This window comes from Leptospira montravelensis (genome assembly GCF_004770045.1).
Lineage (GTDB): Bacteria > Spirochaetota > Leptospiria > Leptospirales > Leptospiraceae > Leptospira_A > Leptospira_A montravelensis.
The window spans coordinates 93,207-105,361 of the sequence record NZ_RQFO01000009.1; the positions used below are offsets into that span (position 1 = coordinate 93,207).

13 protein-coding genes are annotated in these 12,155 nt (G+C 38.9%); 5 read left to right on the top strand and 8 right to left on the bottom strand.

What is annotated here, in order from left to right; genetic code table 11:
• Nucleotides 1-8 precede the first annotated feature (8 nt).
• Complete coding sequence (locus EHQ31_RS06960; protein WP_135574909.1) at nucleotides 9-398, bottom strand: FKBP-type peptidyl-prolyl cis-trans isomerase; 390 nt, start codon at nucleotides 396-398, stop codon at nucleotides 9-11.
• Nucleotides 399-481: 83 nt separating this feature from the next.
• On the opposite strand from EHQ31_RS06960, the gene EHQ31_RS06965 reads away from it, so the two are divergent.
• Nucleotides 482-796: a ribonuclease HepT family protein gene (locus tag EHQ31_RS06965; RefSeq protein ID WP_135574907.1), complete on the top strand. Its 315-nt coding sequence runs from the start codon at nucleotides 482-484 to the stop codon at nucleotides 794-796.
• A gap of 3 nt (nucleotides 797-799) precedes the next feature.
• Here the strand turns inward: EHQ31_RS06965 and EHQ31_RS06970 are convergent, their stop codons facing one another.
• Complete coding sequence (locus tag EHQ31_RS06970) at nucleotides 800-1,933, bottom strand: DUF1577 domain-containing protein (protein ID WP_135574905.1); 1,134 nt, start codon at nucleotides 1,931-1,933, stop codon at nucleotides 800-802.
• Nucleotides 1,934-2,033: 100 nt separating this feature from the next.
• On the bottom strand, nucleotides 2,034-2,594 hold the full coding sequence (locus EHQ31_RS06975; RefSeq protein ID WP_135575067.1) for a hypothetical protein: 561 nt from the start codon (nucleotides 2,592-2,594) through the stop codon (nucleotides 2,034-2,036).
• Between the two features lie 273 nt (nucleotides 2,595-2,867).
• On the opposite strand from EHQ31_RS06975, the gene EHQ31_RS06980 reads away from it, so the two are divergent.
• The gene (locus EHQ31_RS06980; RefSeq protein WP_244247314.1) at nucleotides 2,868-3,710 is read left to right on the top strand and encodes a patatin-like phospholipase family protein; all 843 of its coding nucleotides are present in this window, start codon (nucleotides 2,868-2,870) and stop codon (nucleotides 3,708-3,710) included.
• 3 nt (nucleotides 3,711-3,713) lie between these two features.
• Here EHQ31_RS06980 and EHQ31_RS06985 read toward each other — a convergent pair whose 3' ends face one another.
• Both EHQ31_RS06985 and EHQ31_RS06990 read right to left on the bottom strand, forming a co-directional pair.
• Nucleotides 3,714-6,002: a Kelch repeat-containing protein gene (locus EHQ31_RS06985; protein ID WP_135574903.1), complete on the bottom strand. Its 2,289-nt coding sequence runs from the start codon at nucleotides 6,000-6,002 to the stop codon at nucleotides 3,714-3,716.
• Between the two features lie 40 nt (nucleotides 6,003-6,042).
• Nucleotides 6,043-8,319: a P-loop NTPase family protein gene (locus EHQ31_RS06990; RefSeq protein ID WP_338069455.1), complete on the bottom strand. Its 2,277-nt coding sequence runs from the start codon at nucleotides 8,317-8,319 to the stop codon at nucleotides 6,043-6,045.
• Between the two features lie 93 nt (nucleotides 8,320-8,412).
• On the opposite strand from EHQ31_RS06990, the gene EHQ31_RS06995 reads away from it, so the two are divergent.
• The gene (locus EHQ31_RS06995; RefSeq protein WP_135574899.1) at nucleotides 8,413-8,895 is read left to right on the top strand and encodes an OmpA family protein; all 483 of its coding nucleotides are present in this window, start codon (nucleotides 8,413-8,415) and stop codon (nucleotides 8,893-8,895) included.
• A gap of 37 nt (nucleotides 8,896-8,932) precedes the next feature.
• On the top strand, nucleotides 8,933-9,328 hold the full coding sequence (locus EHQ31_RS07000) for an acyl-CoA thioesterase (RefSeq protein WP_135574897.1): 396 nt from the start codon (nucleotides 8,933-8,935) through the stop codon (nucleotides 9,326-9,328).
• A 1-nt stretch (nucleotide 9,329) separates the two neighbouring features.
• On the opposite strand, the gene EHQ31_RS07005 is transcribed toward EHQ31_RS07000, so the two are convergent.
• The gene (locus EHQ31_RS07005; RefSeq protein ID WP_135574895.1) at nucleotides 9,330-9,716 is read right to left on the bottom strand and encodes an LIC_11502 family protein; all 387 of its coding nucleotides are present in this window, start codon (nucleotides 9,714-9,716) and stop codon (nucleotides 9,330-9,332) included.
• Here EHQ31_RS07005 and queG point away from each other — a divergent pair.
• Nucleotides 9,715-10,698 carry a tRNA epoxyqueuosine(34) reductase QueG gene (queG, locus tag EHQ31_RS07010; RefSeq protein ID WP_135574893.1) on the top strand — a complete coding sequence of 328 codons (984 nt, stop codon included), beginning with the start codon at nucleotides 9,715-9,717 and terminating at the stop codon, nucleotides 10,696-10,698. The genes EHQ31_RS07005 and queG overlap by 2 nt on opposite strands.
• Nucleotides 10,699-10,711: 13 nt before the next feature.
• Here the strand turns inward: queG and thiE are convergent, their stop codons facing one another.
• Together thiE and thiM are read right to left on the bottom strand one after the other, a co-directional pair.
• The gene (gene thiE, locus EHQ31_RS07015; protein ID WP_135574891.1) at nucleotides 10,712-11,359 is read right to left on the bottom strand and encodes a thiamine phosphate synthase; all 648 of its coding nucleotides are present in this window, start codon (nucleotides 11,357-11,359) and stop codon (nucleotides 10,712-10,714) included.
• A complete protein-coding gene (gene thiM / locus EHQ31_RS07020; protein WP_135574889.1) occupies nucleotides 11,352-12,155 on the bottom strand; it encodes a hydroxyethylthiazole kinase in 804 nt (267 codons plus the stop codon). Before thiM ends, thiE begins: the two co-directional genes overlap by 8 nt.

Below are 12,155 nucleotides of genomic sequence, written 5' to 3' on the forward strand. Positions count from 1 at the left end.
CTTTGGATCTAATAGATCTTTATTAGTTCTACTTCAAAGATGAGAGTGGAATCAGGAGGAATGTTTCCTACTTTTTTATTTCCATAACCCAACTCTGGTGGGATGATGAGTTTTCTTTTCCCACCGACACGCATCCCTTTGATGCCTTTGTCCCATCCTTTCACTACTTCCCCGGCTCCAAGATTAAATTCGAATGGTCGGTTGCGATCACGAGAACTATCAAATTTAGTACCGTTGGTGAGTTTACCCACATAGTGAACCGTGACGTAGGAACCAGAAAAGGCTTCTTCCCCTTTTCCAACAACGAGATCGATGATTTGGAAGTCCTTTTCTGCGGATTGGACGGGGAATACCAAAATAAAAAGGGAGAATAAAACGATTCGAAAAATGATCTTCATACTTAGTGGAAGCTTTCATCATTTGAATTTCTTTGCCAACGAAAAAAACTATTCCAATTCCAATCCAATTTTAGGATAACCAAATGTTTTATGAGTTTATTTTCTATTGTCGGGAGCTTGAGTCCTTCCTCTTCAGAAACCAAATCCAAGAATTTAGAGAGGGCGATCACGATAGTTTTTTTGCTGAGGAAATGCTCCGTTACATCCAAACAGAGTCTTTAAAAATTCCAAGCTCTGAAAAACAAAAATACCCAAGTCTTCCCTGGGACAAAATTGATAGCCTTTGGGAAAAAGACTTAGCGAGAGCTTACGATTACATCGATTTAAAAATGTTATACTATATTTGTGCTTATGAAATTCCAAAAATTACAAAAACAATCAAATTAGAAACCCGCTAACACTTAGGCAGCGGACTTCCCACTATTTTTGATAATTTCGATATTTTCTTCGAAACGCACTTTTTCTGCGTAAGTTCGTTTCCCAGAGAATTCCACTCCCACGAGTAAATCCCCAGATTCTTCTTTTTTGGCCCAAGCTATTTTACCGAAAAAACGGAAAGGGGTTTGCAGTTTAAAAACTAACTCTAATAAAATACCTTTTTGTTTCGGTAAGGTTTCCACCAAACTACTGTTCCCCACACGTAATTTTAATCCCGTAGCAGACAAATCTAAAACTGGAAACTTTTCCACAGTTGTCATAAGATTTGCATCTTTAATTCTTTCGATCATTTCGGAAATTTGAGTTTGGTAGAATGATAAATCATCGTTGGTAATGAAGTTCTCTTTTGTTTGTAACCAGTAATATCCAATAGGGATGATTTCTTCTAATTCATTTTTATATAGGATTGGGAGAATGAGCTCTGATTTTATTTTTTTGTCACGAGCAGCCATCGCAAGTTTATCAACTTGTTCTTCAATTTCATCTTCATAATTGATAAATCCATCATCTGCAAAACGGTAACTTTCAGCATTCGTAGCATCTTTTATAAAGAGAATTTTTTGAGATGATTTTACAACGTCAAACTTTCGTTCCATTCCAGATTTAAAAATATCCATTGTGCCAGCTTCTCCTGACCTAATCATCATTCGTTTGCGGTAGTCTTCAAAGTTAACTCGTACTAGAGTAGGGATGTTAAACATATTGGCTTCGATAATAGTTTTCGAACTGACAATGTTTGTCACATTGACTAAACCCTCTTCGGTAATGGTAAACCGTGGATTTAATCTTTCTTTTTTAGCTATGAGAACTCTATCTACATGTAGTTGGATTTTCGTTGGAGAAAGCTGTTTTAAAAAAGTGCAATGGAGTTCTAAGTAACGCGCAAGTAATTTGGACAGGATAAACGACGAGCCAGGTCCAATGGGCCAAACTTCAGACCAATCTACTATAATCTCTTCACCACCAGGTAACTCCTGTGTGACGGTCATAGTTTGGATTTGTCCATTCCAGTTTGCCTTCATTTCTTGGTTCATTAAGTAGTGTAGTATCACATGGTGTTTTTGTTCTTTTCCAGTGATTTGATCCATTGGTCGCATAGCTAAATTCCGAGTTCTATATTTTGGTTGCGGAAATAAATTTCCGACCCTTATGGAAAGTAAAGTGTAAGTCCGAATCTTTGGCAAGAAAAAGGAAAATTTAAAGTAAGAGTAGATGTTTTTTTTCAGTTAATTCATAACAAAATTGAATCCAAGAAAAATGATTTTGAAGATGAGAATACTCGGGAAGGTACTTAGATAAAAACGCTTCGCAACGTTTCTCACGTTCGAAATATTTTTTTTCCATCATCGTCGTTAGATCGTTTAAAGTTTTTTCGTATCTGTCTGCATCCATATAACCTTCATGTAAGGCATTTTTTAGAAACATACATTTTTCATTCCATTCATTTGGGGAAAGTACTGAAATCGTTTCTATATCTAACCAAAACTCTTTTAATTCTTGTTCGAACTTAGGAATTTCCTTTTTGATACTTTCACATTTAAAGAAAAGAGTGCGAAGGTTACTTTTTGCATGAGAGTCTCTTTCGGATATTTGTTCCTTTCCAAGTGCAAAATAAATTTTAGGAAAGGTGAAGGTAAATATGGGACCTTTGTAGGGACAAAGCAAATCCAATTGGTAAATTCCATTCACTTTCAACTGTAAGGAACCTTTGATGATAATTCCGTTCACCTCTGTTTGCAATGTTTTGATTCCGAGCATACTTATATTCAATTGCAAATGTAGTGAAATTTATTGTATGACCCTTAATTTTTTTTTCTGATTTCTTATGGTGACAGTTTGTCCATTATAGGTTTGGTGGTTCCCCTAAAGATAGAAATCCCTGGAATTCATTGAATTGTTTTTTGCAACCGAAAGTAGGGGGAAGACCCTGACATTATTGTGCAGTCTTCTATTATAAGTGAATCTCAGAAACAACCCAAACTCCCTAAGGCGAAAGGTACCAAAAGAGCGCTTCTTGTGGAGGGAGGGGGAATGAAGGGAGCTTTTTCCGGCGGTGTTTTATATGCTTGGAATCGGTTCTTAAGACCAAATTACTTCGATTTGGTGGTGGGTGTTTCATCGGGAGCCTGTGCCGCCGCCTATTATGTATCCATGCCAAAAGAGGAGCCTGTCAAAAGTGAAAAGGCACTAGCAGTTTGGTACAGGGATTTGTCAGGTAGCAAACTCATTTCTTTTTTTCATCCCTTCCAAGGAAAAACTCTTTTAAATCAAGAATACTTAATCGATTTTATTTTTCGTAAAAAGGTCAGGTTAGAATCTGAAACTTTAGATAGGAAAAATGTTCCGCATTTTGCTATCGCAGTTAGTAATCTTCATACACACTCAATCGAGTACATCAAAGCTACATCCTCAAACATTTTTGATCTTTTAAAGGCTGCCACTTCTCTACCTATTGCAACACGTGGCAAACATTGGTTAAACGGAAAGTTATATTCGGATGCGGCTATATTAAATCCACTCCCGATCCAAGATATTATTGAGGCCGGTTATAAAGAAATTGTTGTGATTATGAATTCTCCAGTTCGTCACATATCTGGACCGTTGACAAGATTCACGAGTTTACTTGCTTTCCCGAAGCATAAAACCATTCGGAAGATGATGCGTAAACTTCACCACTTCCACTTCAATGCAGCTAGAGAAATTGCCGTTAAACCGCCCAAGGGTGTTAAAATTATCACAGTGGCTCCAGATGGGCCACTGCCAGTTAAACTTACCACAACGATACGAACTAAGTTATATAAAACCGCTCTTCTTGGAGTAAGAAAGGGAGAAGAAGCGATACAAAAAATTTTAAAGCGAAAGTTCAGAAAATAAATTCTATTTTTTTTCGTTCAAATCGCTTATGAAAAATGCTCCGTATGGTTTATTGAATGCATTGATAAAATCACCGCCAATAAACCATTTTCCATTTTTATAATAACTCACATTCCCTACATCACTAGGGTTCGGATTCCAGTCGAGAACCGTATTGGTTTTTGCATCAAAAGCCCCTATATATTTACTTGTTGTCTTACCATTGATTCCATTAAAGGAGCCAGTAACGACTATCTTTCCTTCTTCTGATGCTGTTAAAGAAGAAACCATTGCATCCGCATAAATATTATTTGGTGTAATGTAGCTTTGTGTTTGAGTGTCATAGACAGCAATGTGATCAAAGGTTCCGAAACTTCCAATCGAAGTAAAAATTCCTCCTAAATAAATTTTGCTATCGAAATAGGTCTGTCCATTGACTCCGTTACTTGGATAATTTGCACTAGATGGAATGGAACGCATAACGCCTGTATTTGCGTCTACGGCACGGTAATTGGCAACTGTGTTGTCGCCATTAAGACTACTAAAAATCCCTCCAACAAAAACAAGATCCTTTAATACAAGTAATGTGCTAGCACTTCCGCCTATACCTAAATTTGGATTCCATGAAGTGAGGCCAAAGGAATTTGAATCAATGGCGGCAAGTGCATTGCGAGTTTGGCCTCCTACAGTTGTCATACCATAGCCACTAAAGAAAATTTGGTTTTCGTTACTTGTAATCGTTCTGATATCGGTCCCTGCTGGAGAAACACCAATGTTGGTTGAATTTAGTTGGTAAGAAGGCAAATCTAAAATGGCAAATGCAATTCTTGAGATTCCGTTAATTTTCTCAAAAGAACCACCAACAAAAAGATGGTTATCTTTTATATGGAAAGCTTTGATCGAATAATCAAAGTATGGTGTGTTTTCTGCTGGGTATCCTGTGGCTTCATCAAAAGCTGCGAAATTGTTACGTAGTTTTGTATTGATTGTGGGTCTCTCGCTGACAACTAGTAGGTTTGTATTATCAGAGGCAATTTCCCCAATTGGGTAGGAAATGGGATTATCAAAACTGGGATTCCATTCATTTAAATTTTGGTCAGGTAAGTCATAACCGGCAGCATAATTTCTTGTTTGACCTTTGGCTCCTGTAAATTGCCCAAGGACGTATAATTTATTTTTAATGACTGTTAGTGAAGAGACATTGCTATTAATTTCAAAAGAATTTTGAATAACATTACCAGTGTTATTGTCAACGCCTACTAAATAATTAGCAGGTGTAATGGATTTGACAGTAGTAAATTCACCTCCTAAGTAGACTATATTTTCGTATTGGTAAACAGAAGTTACTGTCGAGTTAGGACTCGGTGCCCAAGAAGTTTCAACTCCATTTAAGTAAAAGGATTTAGCATTGGGTTTGACGCCAGAAAAAAAGCCTACTGCATACAATACTGGATTTCCCGATGCGTCAGTTCCCAAATGAAGATCGTTGACATTACCACCTGCCTGAACTTGTCCTATAAATCCAGTGTCCACAGCACCAGTGTTTGGCGATAATTTAGCCACTCCATTTCGAGTGCTCCCTGCAATGATTTGGAAATTTCCGCCTATGAATAAGGAAGAACCGTCTGTGACTATAGCTAAAACATCAGCGTCAAAAGTTCCGGCATTAAAATCTGAATTGAGTTGGCCTGTATCTCGTCTGAGAGAAACAATGTTGACCTGATTGTTTGAACCCCAACCTGTAAATTGCCCTCCAACATATAAATTGTTACCGAGAAGGGCAAGAGTTGTGACTACTCTTGCTGATCCGGAATCCGGTATAAAGTTTTCGTCCAATTGGCAGCCAGACAAAATATGCGCAACTTGGTTTCTTGGAAGTCCTTGAACATGTGTAAACGAACCTCCTATATAAAAACCACCAGAACCATCCGAAATAACCGCATAACTGGCACCATTTACTTTTAGATAAGGACAAGATCGATGAGGAATGTTAGCACCTGTATCAGCGCTGACTATTGCAGCACTACCAGTGGCACGACCTACCATTGTAAAATTTCCACCTACAATGGTTTGTCCTTGAAAGCTTGTGATGGCATTGACCTTTGCGGATGTGCCGTAGACTCCCCATTCTTCGGAGAATGCAAAAGAAGGGAGACAAGAAGGGGAATGGTCACCTGTGACATATCGAATGATGGTTCCTAAAAGAAAGGCTTTGGACTTCACATCACAGGCATTATCTAGGTCTGCTGGTTTGCATTGAAATAAATTGATAAAAGTGAGAATGCTAATGAATAGAAAAAAGAATCGGCCCATAAGGCCATTCTTAGAATCTAAATCATATGTCTAGTGTTTGTTATTGTTCATTCAAACTGGAGCGCAAAAGCCCGCCAAAACTGCGTTTGAAGGAACCTTGAAACAAACCTCCCAAATAGTACTTTCCATTTTTAAAATGAGAGGATAAAAGGGCGTCATTCATACCTGGATTCCAAGGGGAAAGTTGGTTGGAATTGGCATTGTAGATTCCAGCGGAATATCTTTCGCTAATTCCGTTCAAACTGTTAAAACTACCACCAATAAGTACATTCCCATCTGGATAGGAAGAGAGAAATTTGACAAAATTATTAACATAAATTTGGGAAGGGGATTCGTAAGATTGTGTTGTTAGGTTGTAGATTGCCAAATAACTAAAACCTGTGCCAATGGAAGTAAATTCACCTCCTAACAAGATTCGATCACCAACTAATGTCTGTGCGTTGACTGTGGCATTTGGAAAAATGGAAGAGGAAGGAAGAAGTCTTTTGTTTCCATTAACCTTATCCACAGCCTGATACCGGTAGGTAGTTCCATCACCATTTATCCCTAAAAACCCACCGCCTATAAAAATAAGATCTCTGACGGAGAGGACTGTATTGCCATCACCATATAAATCGGGGTTCCAATTTGTGACAGAAAGATCATTTAGATTTAAAGCGAATGCATTCAACCTAGGTAGTCCATTGACAGTGGTTATGCCATTCCCGACTGCATAAATTTGAGATTCATCACTGGTAATGGACCGTACATCATAGGTGGTACCTGCTATGGTTGGGCTACTTGAGTTGATTGTATAATTGGGTAAATCTAAAACCACCAATCCGTTTTTGGTTTGTCCTTGCACATAGTTAAATTCACCTCCCACAAACAATCGATTGTCGATGCGGTGGAGAGCTTTTATCGGCAAATCAAAATAAGGTGTTCCTTCAATAGGTTTGCCAGTAAATTCATCGATTACTGCAAAATTACTGCGCGGGACCACGTTCACAGTAGAACGAAAGGATGCGACTAGAACCACTCCATTCCCTGCAGAGACAAACCTTGCACCAGGGTTACTGATCTCGTAATCAAAATTCGGATCAAACGTACTTACTGTCTCACTGGGGAGATCCAAGGCTGCCACATAATTTCTAGAAACCGATTTCACCGAAGTAAAACTTCCACTTAAGTACAACGTATTTTCCACGACTTGAACGGAAGCCACTAGGTTGTTGACCGCATAATTAGAGTTAATTGTTGTTCCCGTGCCATTATTGACGGAAACAAAATTAGATACGGCAGACCCATTGACTGTGGAAAACTGCCCTCCTAAATAAATGGTATTTCCATATTGTTGGACTGAGTTCACATTTAAATTGATACTGGGGGTCCAGGATGTGGGAGTGCCATCCGGATAAACAGAAAGGGCATACACACGGGGAGAGATGGATAGATCTCCTACCGCATAAAGATTAGGACTGCCATTCGCATCAGTTCCGTAATGGAGGTCAACGCAACTTCCACTACTTACACCTGGGTTAAAGGAGGAAACAACAGATCCAGAAGCAAACGAATATTTGGCGAGGGACAATCGCGGAAGGCCTCCGACAGTAGTAAAGGTGCCGCAGAGGTACATGGCATCCATGTCAGACTCGAGATCAAAGACCACCTCATCCACTTGAAGATTGAATTCTGGTTCGAGTGCTCCCGTATATCGATTGAGTTTGACCAAATACTTGTAATTGGTATTTCCATTCCACTCGGTAAAATAACCACCTACATAGATTGACTCACCTTTGATGAGTATGGCCCTGATTTCTCTGTCATATCCTATAGAAGGGTTAAAGTTCCGATCCAATTGGCAACCTGGTGAAATATGGGTGATGCCCATCCGTGTTTCTCCTTGGACTGAAAAAATACTGCCTCCAATATAAAACCCACCTCTTCCATCGGAGATCGCTGTGTAAGCTGCGCCTTCGATTTTGAGATAAGGACAATACCGATTGGATAGAACTTTCCCATTTGCAGTTTCTAAATAAACGACATTCCCCGTAGAAGGTCCCATTAACTGAAAATTTCCACCAATGATGATTTGGTCATTGTAACTTGCAATTGCGTTCACACTGGAATACCCGGAAGTCCCACGAAAGACTCCCCATAGGTCCTGGAAATCGAAGGATGGATAACAAGAAGGAGAACGATCTTCTGTGACAAAACGAACAAGAGTTCCCAATAAATAATCTTTTGATTTTATATCACATGGGTTTGAGAGTTTTGGTGGTTTACAATCAATCACCAAACCCATAAACATTGAGTAGACGAGAATAATTTTTCGCATACTGACCATAATGCGATATTCTAGTAAAGAAATTAGAATTTGTCTAGCTGTTTGGAATAAATTTCTTTAAATCTGAGATGAGTCTAAAGTAAAATGCTTTGGATTTCCCTAATGTTAGTTGGTATAGGACTTCTTTTGGTTTGGTTTTGGAAAAAAAGTTCAAAAACTATCAACATAGTACCTTTTGTACGAAAAAGTTTCACGCAAGACCTCGAAAAAAATACAACTGTTATGGAATCCTCAAGTTTAGAATTTGCGATTCTATTTGGGGCAGGTACTTCTGAATTGGAAAAACAATCACTGGATCGATTGCGGAAAAATTTGGATCCTTCCCTTTTATCCCAAATAGGATATATTACTTTAATTGGTTCTGCAGACGCAAGCGGCCATCTAACTACCAACCGACGTTTGGTAAAAGAAAGGATCAGCGTTGTCGAAAGATATTTGTTTTTATTAGGAATTCCGAAAGAAAAAATTAGAAAAATTTTTTTAGAGCCCAGTTTTGGTCGAAGTCCTGAAGAGCGAAGGTTACTCCGGTCTGTCCGCATCCAATACAAAATAGAAACATTGAAGTGACATATAAATTCAAATTGATACATTTGATTTATAAACAATGATTCAAACCGATATCCAAATTCGATTTAATGACATGGACCCTATGCGAAGAGTTAATAACTCAAGTTATTCGACTTATCTAGAATTAGCAAGATTAGATTTTTGTAATCGTTATCTTTCGGTTTCAGAACTCGAAGACATTCCTTTTGTTCTGGCACGTTTGGAAATGGATTTAAAAGCCTCGGTGTTACCTGGAGCTTCCATTTTTGTAGAAACTTGGGTTTCTAGCATTGGCACTACCTCTTGGGAATTTTCTTATGAAATAAGAGATAAACTCACAAACAAACTGTATGTGAATGCAAAAACAGTTCAGGTATACTTCGATTATAGAGCGCAAACTAAAAAACCGATTCCTCTGGAATTTCTAAAATCTTTAGAAAAGGAACGATTGTAATTTAGAACAACTCTCTTGAATCAAAATGTTTCCATTCCCAATGATAAGCGGATTTATCTCCAAACTGGATACATTCATCTAACCAATTGGATGTAGTTTCTGGATGCAGAATGGAATACGTTTCAGTAACAGAACGAATGAGCTCCCCATACTCAGGAAGGATTTCGGGAAGGAGTGGGTCTGTATTTCTTTCCAGAAGTCTCACCACAGATTGGAGCAAGGCAAAATAAATTCCCTTTCGCAAAAGTTCAGGAAGTCCCTTAGGAACTGCCACGAGTGCTTCTATTTGTGGTAACAGCGATACTAGTTTTGGAACATGGACATACAAATGGCTTGGCAACCTGCCTTGCATTTCCATAAGATAAACTTCATTCTCTATATCACTCATGACAAATCCAGTTTACCAGATCCGTTCCCAAATTAAAACCATTTGTGAAGCCGAAGGATTTTCTTTGGTAGGGTTTGCCGAGGCCAAAATTCCTGAATCCGATTTGGCAAATTTGGAGAAGTGGATTGAAGAAGGACGATTTGGAACTATGGATTGGTTTGCCAAAGACCATGCTTTAGGAATTCGGAATCGTTTTGAGAATTTGGGCCTTACGCCTCGTTCAGCGATTTGTCTGGGATTTGTTTACCGTTCCAATTCCGGTGAAAAAATTCTTTCTCAAATGGGATCTAAAGTTTCCCGTTATGCGTTAGGTTCTGATTACCATATTCTTCTCAAAGAAAAAGGAAATCGTATATTAAAAACTTTAAGGACAGAGTTCCCAAATTTTAAATTTCGGCAATCTGTGGATAGTTTGCCTGTGGCAGAAAAAATTCTTACGAGAGAATCTGGGATTGCTTGGCAGGGGAAAAATACCAATCTCATCCATCCCAAACTGGGATCTTATTTTTTTCTCTCTACCATTCTCACTGATTTGGAATTAGGCGGCCCAGATCCAGAAGAAATGGTCACAGATCACTGCGGGAGTTGTCGCAAGTGTATCGATATTTGTCCTACAAGAGCCTTGGATGAATATAAAATTGACGCTAAAAAATGTATTTCTTACTTAACCATAGAAGATAGGAAAGAAATCGAAGCGACTGAATCTTTTTTAAAATGGGACAGAAAGGGTTGGGTGTATGGATGTGATCTTTGCCAAGAAGTTTGTCCTTGGAATGCCAATGTCGCCAAACGAAATGATGTGGAAACCACAGAACCTGGATTTTTACCCAGATCCTTTTGGACCGATCCCCAGTTTATAGAAAAAAAAGAGCTCACCAAACAGGAATTTGATGAATATTTTAGAGATTCCCCCATTGAAAGGATTGGTTTCGAAATTTGGAACCGGAATCTAAAACATAAAGAGAAAAAAGAATTAAACTGATACTGATCAATTTTTAAACAACTGAATGGATTTTTTTCGATAAATTCTCTGTTGCCAGTTTCGGATCTTTTGCCGAACAAATCGCACTCACAACAGCAAGGGAATTGGCACCTGCTTGGATCACATCTGCCGCATTCGATTCTTTGATTCCCCCAATGGCAACAATCGGTAGGTTGGTTTGTTTTTTTAACCAGGTAACGCCTGTAAGTCCCCATGCTTCTTTCGTATTTGTTTTCGTATCTGTATCAAATACGGGAGAAACTGCCAAATAATCCAACTCTGGTTTTGGGTGCGTTTGTATAAGAGAAAAATAGTCTTCTTTTGTTTCTAAGGAAAGTCCAATGATCGCTTTTTCTCCCAAAAGTTTACGAGCTTCCCACCAAGGTAAATCGGTTTGTCCTAGATGAACTCCTTCGGCTTCGGCAGCTAAACAGATATCCAATCGATCATTAATGAGAAGGGGAATGGAAAATGGTTTTAGGATTTTTTTTAAATGTTTGGCGAGTTCTAAAAAAGTTCGGCTATCTGTTTCTTTTTCCCTAAGTTGGACAAAAGATACACCACCAAGGGCCGCAAGTCTCACGACTTCTTCTAAACTGTGGTGGATGCATAAGGGTCTATCGGTGACAAGATAAACCCCACGAATTTGTTTTCTATTCACCGTTTAACTTTTGTTTAATGATATCGGCTCCGATTTCATAGAGTGCATCTAAAAATGCAACTTGGAAACTACCAGGTGAACTTGTTTTGGATTTTGCCATTTCCCCAGCAATTCCCATCACTGCCATTGCAGAAGTTGCCGCTCTAAATTGGTTCGGTTGGATGGCGGAAAAAGCACCACAAATGGCTGATGCAGTGCATCCAAGCCCTGTGACCTTTGTCATCAAAACATCTCCGTTACGAACTTGGGCTTTTTCCGTTCCACTTAGAATATAATCAGTAGCTCCTGAGATCACCACAACTCCACCAGTCACTTTTGAGAGAGACTTTCCTGAATCCACTGCTGATTCGGAAGAATCTGTGGAATCTACCCCTTTTGTTTTTCCAGAGGAATTGAGGGTTGATAAAATTTCAGAAGCATTGCCTCGGACAATACTAGGGCTTCCTGCACCTAGGATACGACGAATTGCCATATTACGCAAGTTACTCGCACCAGCTCCTACTGGATCAAGGATTAATGGTTTGCCAAGTGATACCGCTTTTGCCGCAGCCTTTTCCATACTTTGAATCCAAGGTTCAGAAAGTGTTCCTATGTTGATAACCGTTGCCGAACAGATGGTAACCATTTCTTCCACTTCTTCAATGGCATGGGCCATAATGGGAGAAGCACCAATGGCAAGAAGTGCGTTAGCTGTGTTATTCATGACTACATAGTTTGTGATATTATGAACGAGTGGGGACTTAGAACGTAAACTTTCCAAGTCTTCGATTGTGTTTTGTATGATTGATTGAGACAT

Coding starts and splice junctions, on each gene's coding strand:
- EHQ31_RS06960 (WP_135574909.1), bottom strand. CDS start 398: ATGAAGATCATTTTTCGAATCGTTTTATTCTCCCTTTTTATTTTGGTA.
- EHQ31_RS06965 (WP_135574907.1), top strand. CDS start 482: ATGTTTTATGAGTTTATTTTCTATTGTCGGGAGCTTGAGTCCTTCCTC.
- EHQ31_RS06970 (WP_135574905.1), bottom strand. CDS start 1,933: ATGCGACCAATGGATCAAATCACTGGAAAAGAACAAAAACACCATGTG.
- EHQ31_RS06975 (WP_135575067.1), bottom strand. CDS start 2,594: ATGCTCGGAATCAAAACATTGCAAACAGAGGTGAACGGAATTATCATC.
- EHQ31_RS06980 (WP_244247314.1), top strand. CDS start 2,868: ATGAAGGGAGCTTTTTCCGGCGGTGTTTTATATGCTTGGAATCGGTTC.
- EHQ31_RS06985 (WP_135574903.1), bottom strand. CDS start 6,002: ATGGGCCGATTCTTTTTTCTATTCATTAGCATTCTCACTTTTATCAAT.
- EHQ31_RS06990 (WP_338069455.1), bottom strand. CDS start 8,319: ATGCGAAAAATTATTCTCGTCTACTCAATGTTTATGGGTTTGGTGATT.
- EHQ31_RS06995 (WP_135574899.1), top strand. CDS start 8,413: ATGCTTTGGATTTCCCTAATGTTAGTTGGTATAGGACTTCTTTTGGTT.
- EHQ31_RS07000 (WP_135574897.1), top strand. CDS start 8,933: ATGATTCAAACCGATATCCAAATTCGATTTAATGACATGGACCCTATG.
- queG (WP_135574893.1), top strand. CDS start 9,715: ATGACAAATCCAGTTTACCAGATCCGTTCCCAAATTAAAACCATTTGT.
- EHQ31_RS07005 (WP_135574895.1), bottom strand. CDS start 9,716: ATGAGTGATATAGAGAATGAAGTTTATCTTATGGAAATGCAAGGCAGG.
- thiM (WP_135574889.1), bottom strand. CDS start 12,155: ATGTCTCAATCAATCATACAAAACACAATCGAAGACTTGGAAAGTTTA.